The sequence below is a fragment of the Peptoniphilus genitalis genome, assembly GCF_023614525.1.
GTDB classification, from domain to species: Bacteria; Bacillota; Clostridia; order Tissierellales; family Peptoniphilaceae; genus Peptoniphilus_A; species Peptoniphilus_A genitalis.
The window spans coordinates 862,365-877,427 of the sequence record NZ_CP097885.1 but is presented as its reverse complement, the minus strand read 5'-3'; the positions used below and the strand labels follow the sequence as shown (position 1 = coordinate 877,427).

At 36.3% G+C, this 15,063-nt stretch carries 16 protein-coding genes and 1 other RNA gene; 14 read left to right on the top strand and 3 right to left on the bottom strand.

From position 1 onward, the window contains the following. Nucleotides 1-9 precede the first annotated feature (9 nt). Nucleotides 10-353, top strand: a transfer-messenger RNA (tmRNA) gene (gene ssrA, locus M9426_RS04200). Nucleotides 354-525: 172 nt separating this feature from the next. On the opposite strand, the gene M9426_RS04195 is transcribed toward ssrA, so the two are convergent. Then, on the bottom strand, nucleotides 526-942 hold the full coding sequence (locus M9426_RS04195; protein WP_250342563.1) for a hypothetical protein: 417 nt from the start codon (nucleotides 940-942) through the stop codon (nucleotides 526-528). A 47-nt stretch (nucleotides 943-989) separates the two neighbouring features. Between M9426_RS04195 and M9426_RS04190 the strand changes: the two genes are divergently transcribed. The 7 genes from M9426_RS04190 (at nucleotide 990) to M9426_RS04160 (ending at nucleotide 6,846) form a co-directional block, all read left to right on the top strand. After that, complete coding sequence (locus M9426_RS04190) at nucleotides 990-1,985, top strand: MBL fold metallo-hydrolase (protein ID WP_250342562.1); 996 nt, start codon at nucleotides 990-992, stop codon at nucleotides 1,983-1,985. A gap of 95 nt (nucleotides 1,986-2,080) precedes the next feature. Further along, nucleotides 2,081-3,055 carry a dihydropteroate synthase gene (folP, locus tag M9426_RS04185; protein ID WP_250342561.1) on the top strand — a complete coding sequence of 325 codons (975 nt, stop codon included), beginning with the start codon at nucleotides 2,081-2,083 and terminating at the stop codon, nucleotides 3,053-3,055. A gap of 55 nt (nucleotides 3,056-3,110) precedes the next feature. After that, a complete protein-coding gene (gene pta / locus M9426_RS04180) occupies nucleotides 3,111-4,082 on the top strand; it encodes a phosphate acetyltransferase (protein WP_060799874.1) in 972 nt (323 codons plus the stop codon). A gap of 84 nt (nucleotides 4,083-4,166) precedes the next feature. Then, entirely contained in the window at nucleotides 4,167-5,432 is a 1,266-nt protein-coding gene (locus M9426_RS04175; protein ID WP_250342560.1) for an erythromycin esterase family protein, read from the top strand. Between the two features lie 123 nt (nucleotides 5,433-5,555). Further along, nucleotides 5,556-5,714, top strand: a complete 159-nt coding sequence (locus M9426_RS04170; RefSeq protein WP_250342559.1) for a DUF6290 family protein — start codon at nucleotides 5,556-5,558, stop codon at nucleotides 5,712-5,714. Continuing rightward, nucleotides 5,711-5,959, top strand: a complete 249-nt coding sequence (locus tag M9426_RS04165; protein WP_250342558.1) for a type II toxin-antitoxin system RelE family toxin — start codon at nucleotides 5,711-5,713, stop codon at nucleotides 5,957-5,959. Before M9426_RS04170 ends, M9426_RS04165 begins: the two co-directional genes overlap by 4 nt. 104 nt (nucleotides 5,960-6,063) lie before the next feature. Then, nucleotides 6,064-6,846 (top strand): ADP-ribosylglycohydrolase family protein, encoded by a 783-nt coding sequence (locus tag M9426_RS04160; RefSeq protein ID WP_250342557.1) that lies wholly within the window; start codon nucleotides 6,064-6,066, stop codon nucleotides 6,844-6,846. Between the two features lie 121 nt (nucleotides 6,847-6,967). Here the strand turns inward: M9426_RS04160 and M9426_RS04155 are convergent, their stop codons facing one another. Continuing rightward, nucleotides 6,968-7,525 carry a chromate transporter gene (locus M9426_RS04155; protein WP_250342556.1) on the bottom strand — a complete coding sequence of 186 codons (558 nt, stop codon included), beginning with the start codon at nucleotides 7,523-7,525 and terminating at the stop codon, nucleotides 6,968-6,970. After that, complete coding sequence (locus tag M9426_RS04150) at nucleotides 7,518-8,078, bottom strand: chromate transporter (protein WP_250342555.1); 561 nt, start codon at nucleotides 8,076-8,078, stop codon at nucleotides 7,518-7,520. Before M9426_RS04150 ends, M9426_RS04155 begins: the two co-directional genes overlap by 8 nt. A gap of 78 nt (nucleotides 8,079-8,156) precedes the next feature. Between M9426_RS04150 and proC the strand changes: the two genes are divergently transcribed. The 6 genes from proC (at nucleotide 8,157) to M9426_RS04120 (ending at nucleotide 15,060) form a co-directional block, all read left to right on the top strand. Next, nucleotides 8,157-8,921: a pyrroline-5-carboxylate reductase gene (proC, locus tag M9426_RS04145; RefSeq protein ID WP_250342554.1), complete on the top strand. Its 765-nt coding sequence runs from the start codon at nucleotides 8,157-8,159 to the stop codon at nucleotides 8,919-8,921. Between the two features lie 9 nt (nucleotides 8,922-8,930). Beyond that, nucleotides 8,931-9,497 (top strand): DJ-1 family glyoxalase III, encoded by a 567-nt coding sequence (locus M9426_RS04140; protein ID WP_250342553.1) that lies wholly within the window; start codon nucleotides 8,931-8,933, stop codon nucleotides 9,495-9,497. A 193-nt stretch (nucleotides 9,498-9,690) separates the two neighbouring features. Then, nucleotides 9,691-10,839 carry a cation diffusion facilitator family transporter gene (locus tag M9426_RS04135; protein WP_250342552.1) on the top strand — a complete coding sequence of 383 codons (1,149 nt, stop codon included), beginning with the start codon at nucleotides 9,691-9,693 and terminating at the stop codon, nucleotides 10,837-10,839. 9 nt (nucleotides 10,840-10,848) lie between these two features. Then, a complete protein-coding gene (gene trkA / locus M9426_RS04130; protein WP_250342551.1) occupies nucleotides 10,849-12,249 on the top strand; it encodes a Trk system potassium transporter TrkA in 1,401 nt (466 codons plus the stop codon). Continuing rightward, nucleotides 12,239-13,693 carry a TrkH family potassium uptake protein gene (locus M9426_RS04125; protein WP_250342550.1) on the top strand — a complete coding sequence of 485 codons (1,455 nt, stop codon included), beginning with the start codon at nucleotides 12,239-12,241 and terminating at the stop codon, nucleotides 13,691-13,693. Before trkA ends, M9426_RS04125 begins: the two co-directional genes overlap by 11 nt. Next, complete coding sequence (locus M9426_RS04120) at nucleotides 13,693-15,060, top strand: TrkA C-terminal domain-containing protein (protein ID WP_250342549.1); 1,368 nt, start codon at nucleotides 13,693-13,695, stop codon at nucleotides 15,058-15,060. Before M9426_RS04125 ends, M9426_RS04120 begins: the two co-directional genes overlap by 1 nt. Nucleotides 15,061-15,063 lie beyond the last annotated feature (3 nt).

Here is a 15,063-nt window from a genome sequence, read left to right as displayed (position 1 = left end):
AGTAAATATGGGGGCGAAAATGGTTTCGACGGGGATTTTGAGCTTAAAGTAGCGAGTCGTTGATGGATCACACAACGTTAAAATGGTCTATTAAAAAATAAACGACGAAAATAATTTCGCACTAGCTGCCTAATTAGGTAGCAATCCGGCCAGACACCGCGATCTGTAACCGGGTTTCAAATTAGCGGGCAAACGAACTCTGTGAGGCGCCATAGCAGAGGGGGTTTATGGCGATACCCTGTATGAGTTTGACACTCTAGTAGTACAGGGGAAAATTAAAGAGGAGTCTGCACTCGGAGAATCTTTCTGTAAGGGGTCTTCGGACGTGGGTTCGACTCCCACCGCCTCCACCAAAGCAAAGTCATTCATGGGAATGGCTTTTTTATTTTGCAAAAATTTTTAATTTTTAAAGGACTTAAGTTATCTTAAGTCCTTTAACGGTTTATAAAATTATTTTTAACTAACTTATGATTAATTAATAATTAAATATAAGTTAGTATTTTTTATTAACAAGTTAATAATTTTTCACGAAGATTTTAAGAGTCTTTCATATTCTTCTATTAACTCCACAGGTATTACGAAGTTAAAGTAGCCTCCTGTTTTTGATAGGAAGAGATACATCAGTCCTAGGCTTGTGAATTTTTTCATGTTGACGTAGACATTTTCATCGCCGTAGTCTACGGCGCCCGTGTAAAAGTCGTAGAAGGACTTGTGCTCCTTCTCGTCAAAGGAAAGGAGTGTGTCTTTAAACTTTGCTAAGATTGTTTCGTGGATTGCATCAATTTCTTCTTTCTCGCTTAGTCCTTCAAGTCTAAGTTCATAAGAACTTGCGATGAGCTTTCTCTGGTCATGGTCTAAAGCTTCTACAATGGGGTATAATCTATCTATAGGCAGTTTGTTAATGCTTTCAACTTTAAATAGTTTTAATAAAAAATCGCTCATGTTTCACCTCGTATTTATTATACATGAAATGAGCAATGGGAGGAAATATGTCACAAATTAAAAAACTTTCAGATGGCGTTTATTGTAAAATTATTCCACTTAAGGGCAACCCCCTAAAGAGTATCAACATTTACATGGTTAAGTCTAAGGGCGAGACCATGATTGTGGACACAGGTTTTAACACTGAAGAAATTAAAAGTGAGATGCTTTCTTTTATGAAGGACATGGAAGTGGACTATGACAAGACAATTTTATTCTTGACCCACCTTCATTCTGACCACACAGGTCTTGCTTCATGGTTTCATGAAGAGCTTGGCATTGAAATTTACATGGGGGATATTGACTACAGGATGATGTCTTCTATGGCTGATGCTAATTCAAAGAGATGGAAGGAAGTTATGGAGACTACTCACATCCAAGGCCTTGAAGAGGACAATTTAAAAATCGAAGAGCACTCTGGTTTTGTTTACAGACCAAGGGCAGAGTTTCCTTATGTATCCTTTAATCCAAATTATATTTTAAAGGTGGGAGACTTTACCTTTAAGGGGATGGATTTTTCTGGTCACACTCCTGGCATGGTTGGACTTTATGAAGAAGACAGAAAAATTTTATTCTGCGGCGACCACCTCTTGGGAGATATTACTCCAAACATAACTTTTTGGAACTTTACAGTTGGCGACAGCCTTGGTAGGTACTTAATTAATATTGAAAAGCTAAGAGACCTTCCAATTGATCACTTGTATTCTTCTCACAGGGCTCTAATCGAAGATGTGCCAAAGAGGATTGACGAGTTAAAGGCTCACCACCAACACAGGATTGATGAAGCCTATAAGACTTTAAAGGAAAAGGGCAAGTGCACTGTTAGGGACATTGCCATGAACATGTCTTGGGATATGAGGGCAAGAGACTTTTCTGAATTTCCAAACACGCAAAAGTTTTTCGCAGCTGGCGAAGCCCACGCCCATCTTGAACACCTAAGGGCCATAGGCAAGGCTGACTTTGAGTGGTCTGATGACGGAGTCCTTTTGTACTACGCCAAGTAAAAACTATTTGCTTTAAGTAGTGACAAGTCATAAAATATCTATTGGCTAAAGAATTATAGATATTTAATTGAAAGAAATAAAATTTGGAGTGAATTATGAAAAATTTAGTTTGTAAATACAAGGATAAAGTTTTAGAATCTGGCGGAGAAACTATTCTTTGTGGAATTGTAAATGTTACACCGGACTCCTTCTCTGATGGAGGCAAGTGGTATGGCAAGGACAAGGCTGTCAATAGGGCCCTTGAACTTACAGAAGCTGGAGCTGGCATGATAGACCTTGGCGGCGAATCAACAAGACCAGGCTCACACTATGTAGAAATTCAAGAGGAAATAGAAAGAGTTGTTCCAGTTATAAGGGAATTAAAGACAAAGACTGATGTGCCTCTTTCTATTGATACATGGAAGGCTGACGTTGCTGAAGCAGCAATTGAAGCAGGTGTTGACTTTGTAAATGACATCACAGGTTTTATGGGAGATCCAAGAATGGCAGAAGTAGTGGGCAAGAGTGACGTTGGTGCAATCTTGATGTTTAATCCAAAGATTGCAAGACCTAACCACAAGTCCAGCGCCAACTTCCCATCCTTTGGTGGCGAAGGAGCCTTCACTGAAGAAGAATTAAAATCCTTTGAGGACATGGATGTTGTGGAAGTTATGAAAAAATATTTGTCAAAATCCCTTGAACGTGCAGAAAAAAATGGAATTGCAAGAGAAAGAATTATGCTTGATCCAGGTATTGGCTTTGCCCTTACAAAAAAGGAAAACTTAAAGTTGATTGATAAGATTGACGTCCTAAGAGAAATGGGATGCTTCACCTTCCTTGGAGTTTCAAGAAAGAGATTTATCACAAATATTTTAAGTGAAAACAAGATTGACGCTGATGGCAACAATGAAGAAGGATTTGAAAACAGAGACGAAGCATCAGCAGCTCTTACAACTATAGGAGCTTACAAGGGTGTAGAAGTTTTAAGAGTCCACACAATGAAGCATCATCTTCTTGCAAAACTCGTTGCAGATTCAGTTAGACTAAATCAAGTGATAGAAGACGTAAGTTTTAAAGCTTATTCACTTTAAATTATTTTTCATTAGATATATAATATTATTTATTAATAGAAATTAGGGGGAAATTATGGCACTAATAGAAGAATTAAAAGTAAAAGTTAGAGAATCAAAACCAGAAATAGTATTTCCAGAAGGAAACGACAGAAGAATCTTAAGAGCAGCAATTAGACTTAACGACGAAGGAGACATTAAGCCAATCGTTCTTGGAGACGAAGAAGAACTAAAAGCTCTTGCAGAAAAAGAAGGCGTTAAACTTGGAAATCTTGAAATCCTTAATCCAGAAACTTATGCAGGAAAAGACGAAATGGTTAAGGCTTTCGTAGAAAGAAGAAAGGGAAAAGTTAACGAAGAACAAGCAGCAGAAATCCTAAAGGACCACAACTATTTTGGTACAATGCTTGTATATATGGAAAAAGCTAAGGGACTTGTATCAGGTGCAGCACACACAACTGCAGATACAGTAAGACCAGCTCTTCAAATTATCAAGACTAAACCAGGCTACAAGAGATGCTCAGGTGCCTTCATTATGATTAGAAATGAAGAACTTTACCTAATGGCAGACTGTGCTATTAACACAGATCTAGATGCAGAAGGCCTAGCAGAAGTTGCAGTAGTATCAAATGAAACTGCAAAACAATTTGGTATCGATCCAAAGGTAGCAATGCTTTCTTTCTCAACTCACGGATCAGCTTCTCACGAAAGAGTAACAATGGTAGCAGAAGCAGCTAAGATGGCAGCAGAAAGAAATCCTGAAATGGCAGTTGACGGAGAACTTCAATTTGATGCAGCCTTCATCGAAAGAGTTGCAAAGAAAAAAGCACCAGATTCAAAAGTAGCAGGTCACGCAAATGTATTTATCTTCCCTAACATTGAAGCAGGAAACATTGGCTACAAACTTGCACAATACTTTGGTGGATTCAAGGCAGTAGGTCCAATCCTACAAGGACTTAACGCACCAGTAAACGACCTTTCAAGAGGTTGTGTAGAAGACGAAGCTTACGCACTAGCTATCATAACAGCAGCACAAGCAGTTCTTTAATAAAAGATAGACTTAAAGACTTCCTTAGGGGAGTCTTTATTTTTATGTTTTTAATATATATAATTTGGTAGAGAAGGTGAGAAAATGATAAAGAAAATATTTAAAGGGATTTTAATTTTTTTAGTATCCCTTATTATTCTTATAGGGATTGGAGATTTTTTGTGGATTAATCTCCCAAAGTTAAGTGCAAGGAAAAACATATCTGATATAGAAGACTATGGCAAAGCTGTAAGCCAAATAAATTTAGATGACAGTATACAAGTTGTTGGACTAGGGGAAGCGACTCATGGAAATTCTGATTTTCAAGATTTAAAATTAGAAGTTTTAAAGACTTTAGTTGAAAAAAATAATTTAAAGAGCTTTGCTATTGAAGCTGATTTTGGCGAAGGAATGATAATAAATAATTACATTCATGGGAACAAAAGAGATGAAAATATTTCTAATGTTTTTTCTTTTAATATTTATCACACAAAGAATATGAGTGATCTTATAAATTATATGTTTGACTACAACCAAAAAGCAAAGGATGAGGACAAACTTTCTTTTTACGGCTTTGACATGCAAAATCCAGAAAAATCTATGGAGGTAATTTTAGATTTTTGCAAGGAAAATAATATTTTACAAAAAAGAGATTTGGAAAAAGACTTTTCTTTTATTAAAGATGAAAAACTTAAAATCTCACAGATAAAAGATAAGGAAGCTTTGTTGTTAGAGATAAAAGCTTATGCGGACGCCCTATCTTCTCCAGATGCAAAAATTCTTTCAAGAGCGATAACAAATGTCTTGGACAGCGTAAAATATTACGAATTAGATTTTAATGACTATGTAAAAGTAAATAATGTTAGAGATGAGCTTATGGCTGGAAATGTTAAGTGGATAAGTGATTTTGAAAAGGCAAAGGGAAATAAGATGCTTTTAATTTCTGGACACAATGGTCATATTGCAAAAAGTCAAAAGTTTTATGAGCCAATGGGGTCTCACTTAAAGAAAATTTTTGGAGAAAAATATTTTATTATTGGGACAGACTTTTATAAGGGAATTGTAAATATAAACGAAGTTGGTCCAGATAATAAGAGGTCAAACCATGGCTTTGTATCTGCTGATCCTTTAGCTTACAGTGCGAGAAAATTTAAAGGAAAATATTATTTAGATTTTACAAAAGTTAAAGAAGGGGAAACTTTTGACCTTATAAATAAAGCAATCAACATGGTAAGTCTGGGCGAAGGATATTCTCCACTTATGAAATTCATGCCAAGGTCTTATAGGGTGAAGGAAGTTCCAAAAGATTTATATGATGCAATGATTTTTGTTTATTATGCAAAGCCAATTGCTGTGATCCATGAAGATTAAGTTTATAAAAAATTATAGGCTTGAACAATGTAATACAATTACCTTAGAGGTTATGGATATGAAAACTGTATCTGTTAGATTAAACGCTGAAGAGGAGAGGCCTTTACTGCTTATGCTGACCTTATGGGCGAACCACTCTCTACTCTTTTTAAGAGATTGATGGAAGAGAAGCTTGAAGATGAGTTCGACATGAAGGTGGCTGAGGACTTTCTTGAAAGAGAAGCTAGGGGCGAAGTTGAAACTAGACCTATTGAAGATTTATTTAAAGAGCTTGACCTATGACTTACCAAGTAAGAACCACAAAAAAGTTTGACAAGTCTTTTAAAAAACTTGATAGGCAGTCACAAAAACTTATAAAAAATTGGATGGATGGCAATCTTATTGGTTGTCAAAACGCAAGACTTTATGGCAAGGCCCTCACTGGCAACTTCAAAGGGGTTTGGAGGTATAGGATTGGTGCTTATAGGCTCCTAGCCAAAATTGACGACGACAAGTTAATAATCTTTTTTATAGACAGAAGAAATTAAAATATTTATTCATAAGACTTCCTCATGGGAGTCTTTATTTTTATGAAAAAAATAAATATAATTGATTTAACAATTTATTAAAGCAAATTAAAAAGGAGGTTTTTATGTCTAAGCTTAGGGATGGAATTTATGGACTCGCCATAGCTGATGCTCTTGGAGTTCCCTTTGAGTTTAAAAAGAGGGGGACCTTTACTTGCACAGGCATGGTGGGTTTTGGAACTTGGAATCAAGTTTCTGGGACCTGGTCTGACGATACCAGTATGACTCTTGCAACTTGTAAGTCAATAAAGGATAAAAATAAAATTGACCTTGAAGATATAAGAAAAAATTTTGAGGCCTGGCTCTTTGAAGGAAAGTTCGCTTGTCATGGAGAAACTTTTGATGTGGGGATAACAACAAGAGAAGCCCTGACAGAAGGTCATGGGATTGATGATTTTTATGCCAATGGCAATGGGTCTCTTATGAGGATCTTGCCTTTAGCTTTTACTGATGCAAGGGATGAAGAGATTGAAAGTGTATCAAGCATCACCCACGCTCACGAAATTTCTAAAAAGGCCTGCCTTGATTATGTTCATCTTGCGAGGAAGTTGATTGCTGGCGAGAAATTAGAAGAGCTTGGACTTAACCACATAAAAAACAAACCCGAAGACGAAATCCAGTCAACAGGTTTTGTCCTCCACACTCTAGAAGCATCTTTTTGGTGTCTTTTAAATACAAATTCTTACAAGGAAGCTGTCCTAAAGGCAATAAATCTTGGAGACGACACAGACACCACTGGAGCTGTTACTGGTGGATTAGCAGGAATTATTTATGGTTTTGATAACTTTCCAAAAGAGTGGGTGGATGAATTAAAGGGAAAAGATTTAATTGATGAGTGCATATTTTAAAGTTATAAAAAATTTTTAATCTATAATAAAAATATAAAGTGAAATTAATATCCAAGAAATTTAATTTGAAAAATAAAAATTACAAGCAAAAACTCCCTGGAAAAAACCAAGGAGTTTTATTTTACATAAAGGTCAAGGCATATTTGACACCAATCCCAATCACTGCACCGAGGCCTATTAGTTTAAATAGGTCTATTTTTTTTAGGTATAAAAGAAAACCAAGAACAAAGGAAATTAACGCTGCCAGGCTCATGCATTGGAGCTTAAGTCCTTCAGGAAAGACTGATGATTGGAAGAGCTTTAAGGTTGTTATAAAGATAAGGGACACGACTCCTGCCTTGATACCAAGGAGGGAGTAGTCCATGATTTTAAATTTTTTGCCCTTGCTAAATAGGAAGTAGCCCAAGATCATCATGAGAATAAACTGAGGAAGAACTAGTCCTGTTGTTGCAAGTATAGAACCAAGGATTCCATAGACATTTTGTCCAACAAAGGTTGCCGAGTTAATGGCAATGGGACCTGGAGTCATTTGCGAAATAGAAATTAAGTCTATAAATTCTCTTGTGGAGATCCAGGCATTTTCTTCTACAACGTATTTTGAAATCAAGGGGATGACTGCGTAGCCGCCACCAAAGGCGAAGCAACCAATTTTAAAGAAAATTAAAAATAAATCAAGCATTTTTGTACCTCTCCATGACGCTAAAATAAGAAATTCCTGCTAGGGCACAGAAGAAAATTATTAGTCCTGTGTTGATATTTGTGAAAAAGGCAACTAGGAAGACTAAGATAATCATGACTATGCTAAAACGGGGGTTGTTCTTGTAAGAAGAAATCCCCATGCGGACTACGGTGATGAATAAAACTGCAGAGATAACGCCACTTATTCCCTCTAAAGCTGCGTTGATAAAGAAGTTTGACTTAAATTCTTGGTAGAAATTTGAAATTATTGATAAGATTATAAGACAGGGAAGGGATGATGCCACAAGACAAGTTATTGCTCCTAAAGGTCCTCTTAAGTAATAACCTGTTAGGACTGAGCAAGAGATTGCCATGGCTCCAGGTCCACCTTGGGAGATGGCAACTATATCCATCATCTCGTCCTCTTCGATTAGTTCTAAGTCTGATACAAAAATGTCCTTTATAACAGGGACAATTGTATAGCCGCCACCAAAGGTTATGGCATTTATTTTAAAAAAAGTTAAAAATAACTTTGCAATAGAAATTTTTTTCATGAAATCACCTTATTAAATTATAGCACAAAAATGAATTTTTAAAGAATATCGTGTATAATCTACTTAAGGAGTGATGTGATGAAGATGGGAATTATAGGCCTTGGTAACATGGGTGCTGCCATGGCACATGGTCTTTTAGATAATGATATAGAAACTTTTCTTTACGACAGAAATAAAGATAAGAGAGACGCCTTTAAGATAAAGGAAGCAGCAAGAGTAGTTGAATCAGAAGTAGATGTAGTGAAGGGGGCAGATGCAATTATACTTGCAGTTAAGCCCTACGCTTATGAACCTTTAATCGAGACAATAAAAGATGAAGTAAAGGATAAAATAATTATTTCTATTACTTCAGCCTTTGATCTTAAAAAACTTGAAGAGTGCCTTCCAAATAAAAAACTTATGATGGCACTTCCAAATACGCCGGCAAAAATTTTAAATTCTATGACAGGAATTTGCCCTGGAAAAAATATTTCAGAAGAAGAAGTTAGTGAAATAAGAAAAATTTTATCTAGCTTTGGAGAAACTGAACTTGTGGAAGAAAAAAATATAAAAATTTATGAAGCAGTTTCAGGTTGTATGCCTGCCTATGTCTATATGTACATTGAAGCAGCAGCAGATGCAGCAGTTTCTTACGGTATGAAAAGGGACATGGCCTACAGGGTTATATCTCAAGCAGTAGCAGGATCAGGAAAAATGGTGAGAGAATCTGGTATTCATCCAGGTGAACTAAAGGATCAAGTTACAACACCTGGAGGCACAACTATTAAGGGAGTAAAATCTTTAGAAAAGGATGGGTTTAGGTCTGCAATTATAAATGCAGTGGATTCTATTATGAACAAATAGGAGGTCATTATGAAAGATTTATTGGTATTTTTGGCAGAAGGTTTTGAAGAAATTGAAGCTCTTACAATTGTTGATATCCTTAGGAGGGCTGACTTAAAGGTTGACACAGTTTCAGTTAAGGACAGACTTGAAGTAAAGGGAGCTCACGGTGTTACAGTTCTTGCTGATAAGGTTTTTGATGAAATTAACATCGAAGACTACAGGGCAATGTATATCCCAGGAGGTCAACCTGGTGCTACAAATCTCATGAATGACAAAAAAGTTCTTGAGTGCGCCAATGTCTTTAATGATGAAGAGAGAAAAGTAATAGCAATTTGTGCAGGTCCACAAGTTCTTGATGCAGCAGGACTTTTAAAAGATGGAAAGTTCACTTGCTACCCAGGAGTTGAAAAGAGATTAAAGGTTAAGGACCCACAAGACGAGGCAGTAGTTGTTGAAGAAAATATAATTACAGCTATGGGACCTGCTCTTGCAATCTTACTTGGAGTTAAGCTAGTTGAAGTTTTAGTATCAAAGGAAAAAGCAGAAGAAGTTGCAGAAGGTTTACTACTTCCACAACTTAAGAAATTTATTTAAAATAAGATTAGAAAATGTGCCGGATAAAACTGGTGCATTTTTTATTTTTATATTTTTTGAGCTTTTCTAAAGAATATAGCTAACTTCTTTTCCTTTTATTAGGTATTCACTAGTGTTATAATGAATGTAATTTAAGAAATCTAAGTAAGTGGGCTTTTGGCCTATTTTTATTATTATAAATTATGGAGGATAAATGTTCACAAAACTTATTTTAAAGAGGGGAGAGTCAGCCTATGGTTATGATAGGGCAAAAATCTCTAAGGAGACATCCTTTCTCGGACTTATATCAAATATACTTGTAGCCCTCTTAAAGGTAGTTTTATATATCTTTACTGGCTCAATTTCAATTTTGTCTGATGCAGTTAACAATATCACAGACTGTGTCAGCTCTATTATTTCTATTTTTGGAATAAGACTTGCTGCCAAACCAAGAGACAAGGACCACCCCTATGGTCATGGGAGACTTGAGTATTTGATTTCTCTTGTAGTTTCCGGTATCGTACTTTCCGTTGGTTTTCAATTTTTGAAAACTTCTGTTGGAAAGATCCTTCACCCTGTTGCCATTTACTATCCAAAGTTCACACTTGTGACTTTGATTTTAACTTTAGCAATAAAATTTTGGCAGGCTTCACTTTATTCAAAGGTTGCAAGAAAGATTGACTCTGTAACCCTAAAGGCCCAAGAGAAGGATTCACTAAGTGATACTCTTATAACTTCTGTTGTAATTATTTCAATTATTATAGAAAAATTCACAGGAAAAATTTTGGATGGCTATGTTGGTTTAATAGTCGCCTTATTTATTTTGTACACAGCCATCTCACTTATATACGAGACGATTTCAATTATACTTGGACGTGGACTTAGTGACGAGACTAAGCACGAGATAAAGTCCAAGGTTTCCACTTACGAGGGCATATCCAATGTCCACAATATTATGGCGACAGACTTTGGACCTGACAATATAGTTGTAATTATTGATGCAGTTTTAGATTATAATTTGACCTTAGAAGAAGCTCACAATATTGTAGACAAGGTTGAGAGGGAAGTCTCTGACTTACTTGGGATAAGGTTAATAATTCATCCAGAACCAAGAGGAAGTGGAAGCAAGATTATTAATTCTATTTCTAAAGATCTTAAAAAAATTGTGAGGGAGTCACTTAACATTTACTCCTTCCATGACATAGTCCTTGAGGACAAGAGAATTTATATAGACATTGATTACAATGCTGATTCTGTAAAGAAGAGAGAAGGAAAGGATGCTCTGAAAAAAGAGATAAAAGATAAATTAAAATCCATCTACCCAGATTACGAATTTGAAATAAATTTAGATGCGATTTTTTAGGAGGAATATATGAAGGCTTTAGTTGTAGGCGCCGGAAAATTAGGATATAGACTTGCAGCTGCATTGATAGATGAAGACTATGAGGTTACTGTAGTTGACAACAATGAAGATGTAATTGAAAACATATCAAACTCATTAGATGTTTTTAGTATTTGTGCAAATGCTTTGGACTTTGGTGTCTTAGAAGAACTTGATATTTCTCTATTTGACTATGTTGTTGCAACTACAACAAATGACGAAGCTAATGTTATCCTTTGTACGATTTCCAAAAAGCTTGGTGCTAAGTATGCCATTGCAAGGGTAAGAGACCCTGAGTACAGAAAGCACCTTGACTTCATATCAGAAGAGCTAGAAATAGATAAGATTATAAACCCTGACAATGCAACGGCAAGGTCAATTTTCAAATACCTAATGAAGAGATACCAACTTTACTCCGATGAGTTTGCTGGTGGAAAAGTATCCCTTGTTGAATTTAACATAGGCAATGACCCAAGCTTTGTTAACAAAAAAATCATGGATATTGATAACATTAATGACCTTCTTATAGCTGCTATCTCAAGAAGTGGAGATGCCATTATCCCAAATGGTCGTACTGTCCTTGAAGAAAATGACGTGATAATCCTTGCAGGCAAGTCTGAAAACATCGAAGCCTTTGACAAGGACCACACAGGTGTAAATAGGACAAGAGCCCTTAGAAGTACCATGATTCTTGGTGGAGGAAAGACAGGCCTTTACCTTGCCATGCTTCTTTTAAAGGAAAATATAGATGTTACTATTGTTGAAATAAATAAGGAAAGATGCCTTGAGCTAAAGGACATGGTTCCAGGAGCTAATATTATAAATGGAGATGGAACAGACATTGCCATACTTGAAGAAGAAATGGTCCACACTTATGATTCCTTTGTTGCTGCAACAGGCATTGATGAGGCCAACCTCCTCATGAGTCTTGTGGCAAAGCAAAGTGGAATTTATAAGTCTGTTGCCAAGATTTCCAGGACAAATTACGACAAGGTCCTAGACAAGCTTGACATAGATGCAGTATTTAACACATCTTATATTACAGCAGCAGAAATGCTAAAGGAAATAAGGGGTAAGAGCTCCCTTGCTCTACACCTACTTTTAAATGGTCAAGTTGAATGCGTTGAGCTAATGATTAGGGCCAGCCAGCTTGTTTGTGGTCACACCCTAGAAGACATTAGCCTACCTGACGGAACACTAATCGTCTCTATCATAAGAGGTCAAAGCATGTTAGTTCCTAATGGTAAGACAGTCCTTGAGTCAGGGGATAGGATAATATTATTCTCTATGCACGAGGTTGCTTCAAGGGTTCAAAAGATTTTTTCTTCTGAGGGGAAACTGAAGGACGCAATTAATTCAATTAAGAAGCGAGGAAAGAAAGATGAACTATAAGCTTATTTCCAAATTATTAGGCTATATTTTATTAATAGAAACTGCCTTCATGGCCCCATCTCTTATACTAAGTCTAGTTGAAAGAGATGGGTCCTCCTATGGCTTTTTAATCCCAATGGCTATAGCAGTCTTTTTGGGATTAATTTTAATTAACTTAAAAATAAAGAAAAATTCTCTATCTCCAAGAGATGGTATCTTAACAGTTACAGCATCTTGGGTCTTGGTATCCATTATAGGTGCGCTTCCACTTTGTATATCTGCAGGTATGACTTACGTTGATTCCTTCTTTGAAATTGTATCTGGATTTACAACTACTGGAGCCTCAGTTATATCTGGCATAGAGTCCTTCCCAAGGTCTGTTGTCCTTTGGAGATCCATTACCCACTGGATTGGCGGTATGGGAATCTTGGTGTTTACTGTTGGACTCCTTCCCAAGCTTGGAGTTGGAGCCTTTCAAATTTTTAAGGCTGAGTCACCAGGACCAGTTGCTGGAAAAATAGAGTCTAGAATTTCTCAATCATCAAAGAGACTATATATAATTTATATTATTTTAACCCTAGCACTTTTTATTTTATTAAAGCTTGCTGGCATGCCAGTTTTCGATTCCCTAGTCCACACTTTTGGTGTTCTAGGAACTGGAGGATTCTCATCCTATAACGACTCTTTAATGTCTTATAATGGAAATGCAGTCCACTTTATCCTGGCAATTTTTATGTTCTTGAGCTCTACAAACTTCGCCATCTATGCCCTCCTTTCAAAAAAGAAATTCAAGGAAGTTATACAAAATGATGAATTAAAACTTTGGATACTTATAATTGTTGTAGCCATTGCCCTTATAACAATAGACCTCTTCTCCAAGGGCTACTCATCACTTTTCATGGCCTTTAGAGATTCTGCCTTCCAGGTAACTTCAATTTCTTCTACATCAGGTTTTGCCAATGCAGACTATGAATTGTGGCCAAGTTTTTCAAAATTTATTTTGATAATCCTAATGATTTTTGGTGGTTGTGCAGGATCAACTGGTGGTGGAATTAAGGTTGTAAGAATTTCAATTCTCTTAAAGCTAATAAAGAGAGAAATGCAAAAGGCAACGCACCCCAAGGCAGTCCTTCCTGTTATTTCAGATGGGAAGTCCTTGTCTGATGAGGTAGTCCTAAGTATAAATGCCTATCTCGGAACTTACTTTGTTATAGCAGTCCTATCCACAGGTCTTGTAACCCTATCAGGAGTAGATGTTATAACAGGATTTTCTTCAGTTGCTACAACCTTATCCAACGTTGGACCAGGCTTTGGAGACATAGGTCCTACGAAGAACTTTCATTTTTACAGCGACTTCTTCAAGCTCTACTTCAGCCTGCTTATGCTTTTAGGAAGACTTGAATTCTTTACAATAATGGCACTTTTCACTAGGGGAAGACATAGAAAGGAAATTATTAAATTATAATGAAAATTTTAATTATAGGTTCAGGAAAGGTTGGTTCAACTATTGCCAAGACCTTGAGTCTTGAAAAGTTTGAAGTTGACCTAGTGGATAGAGACGAGAAAAACTTTGAAGAGATAACAAATAAGGTTAATAAAATAAGGGCAGATGTCTTGGAAGAAGACTTTGTCATAAACAATGACTTGAGCAAGTACGACTATGCTATCATTGCCACAGATAGCGACAAGACCAACCTAATCATGGCATCAATCTTCAAGGGCTTGGATGTAAAAATCATTCTACGTCTTGATGAGATGGAAAATATTTCTGAAATAGGAATTATTAAAAATTCCCTTCCTAACGTTGTAAATGTATTTAATCTAAGTCTCGAGACTGCAAAACTTGTTACAAAGTTAATCGGGTCTACAGAGTACTACGAGGCTGACTACTTTGGCAAGGGAAAGATAGAAGTAACAGGCCACTACATTGACATGGACGAGGAATTTGAAAACCAAAAGATAAAGGACATTGGATCCCTTTCCACAATTCTTGTTGTTGGGATCCTAAGAGAGGGAGAACTAATAGTTCCTGATGGAGAAACAGTTCTAAAGTCTGGCGACTACATCTACCTAATGGGTCTTTCCTTCGACATAAGAAACTTCAAACACGCTCACTTTGAAATCAAGGAAAAAGAAGACCAAAGAGAAGTTGTAATTGCATCGGGTGACTACAACTTCAACAGGATTATCTCAAATCTTGAAAATATAAATTTAAAAATTCTTGAACCAGATAGGGAAAAATTTGAAAACTACAGGCGAAATATTAACAGGGCCTTTGTAGTTAATAAAAAACTGAAAAATGACAAGATCTTTAAGGAAGAAGACATCTCTAAAGATGGTGTATTCATTTCTATGACAGAGTCTGATGAACTTAACATTGTCCTTGGACTTCTTGCAAGGAGTCATGGGATTTCAAAAAATATTGTAATTCAAAAGGACAACAACTACGACACAATCTTGGAGAGCCTGGGAATCTATAGGGTTATTGATCCCAGGGTGATTGTTGCTAATGAAATCATAAAGGCGATTAACACAGATATGAAGGTGTCCATCAACTACATGTTTGGTGGCAAGGCCCAAGTTTATGAAATAAAAATTCCAGATGACTTCGTCTACATTGGCAAGAAGCTATCAGAAATTAATCTCCACAAGGAAATTATTATCGGTGGGATAATTAGGTACGACAACTCTGCAGTTATCCCAAGGGGGAATACAAAAATTGAAAAGGGCGATAGGCTTGTAATTTTCTCAACTAATGAAAGCAGGAAGGAACTTGAAGAGTTAATCGATCCGAGTCTAAAGAAGAGTATCTTTGACTTTTTCAGGAGGTAAGTT

Excerpts from the sequence above, each read along its gene's own strand:
- M9426_RS04125 (WP_250342550.1), top strand. The coding sequence starts at position 12,239 with ATGAACTATAAGCTTATTTCCAAATTATTAGGCTATATTTTATTAATA.
- M9426_RS04195 (WP_250342563.1), bottom strand. The coding sequence starts at position 942 with ATGAGCGATTTTTTATTAAAACTATTTAAAGTTGAAAGCATTAACAAA.
- proC (WP_250342554.1), top strand. The coding sequence starts at position 8,157 with ATGAAGATGGGAATTATAGGCCTTGGTAACATGGGTGCTGCCATGGCA.
- trkA (WP_250342551.1), top strand. The coding sequence starts at position 10,849 with ATGAAGGCTTTAGTTGTAGGCGCCGGAAAATTAGGATATAGACTTGCA.
- M9426_RS04140 (WP_250342553.1), top strand. The coding sequence starts at position 8,931 with ATGAAAGATTTATTGGTATTTTTGGCAGAAGGTTTTGAAGAAATTGAA.
- M9426_RS04170 (WP_250342559.1), top strand. The coding sequence starts at position 5,556 with ATGGGCGAACCACTCTCTACTCTTTTTAAGAGATTGATGGAAGAGAAG.
- M9426_RS04150 (WP_250342555.1), bottom strand. The coding sequence starts at position 8,078 with ATGAAAAAAATTTCTATTGCAAAGTTATTTTTAACTTTTTTTAAAATA.
- pta (WP_060799874.1), top strand. The coding sequence starts at position 3,111 with ATGGCACTAATAGAAGAATTAAAAGTAAAAGTTAGAGAATCAAAACCA.
- M9426_RS04160 (WP_250342557.1), top strand. The coding sequence starts at position 6,064 with ATGTCTAAGCTTAGGGATGGAATTTATGGACTCGCCATAGCTGATGCT.
- M9426_RS04155 (WP_250342556.1), bottom strand. The coding sequence starts at position 7,525 with ATGCTTGATTTATTTTTAATTTTCTTTAAAATTGGTTGCTTCGCCTTT.
- M9426_RS04120 (WP_250342549.1), top strand. The coding sequence starts at position 13,693 with ATGAAAATTTTAATTATAGGTTCAGGAAAGGTTGGTTCAACTATTGCC.
- M9426_RS04175 (WP_250342560.1), top strand. The coding sequence starts at position 4,167 with ATGATAAAGAAAATATTTAAAGGGATTTTAATTTTTTTAGTATCCCTT.
- M9426_RS04190 (WP_250342562.1), top strand. The coding sequence starts at position 990 with ATGTCACAAATTAAAAAACTTTCAGATGGCGTTTATTGTAAAATTATT.
- M9426_RS04165 (WP_250342558.1), top strand. The coding sequence starts at position 5,711 with ATGACTTACCAAGTAAGAACCACAAAAAAGTTTGACAAGTCTTTTAAA.
- M9426_RS04135 (WP_250342552.1), top strand. The coding sequence starts at position 9,691 with ATGTTCACAAAACTTATTTTAAAGAGGGGAGAGTCAGCCTATGGTTAT.
- folP (WP_250342561.1), top strand. The coding sequence starts at position 2,081 with ATGAAAAATTTAGTTTGTAAATACAAGGATAAAGTTTTAGAATCTGGC.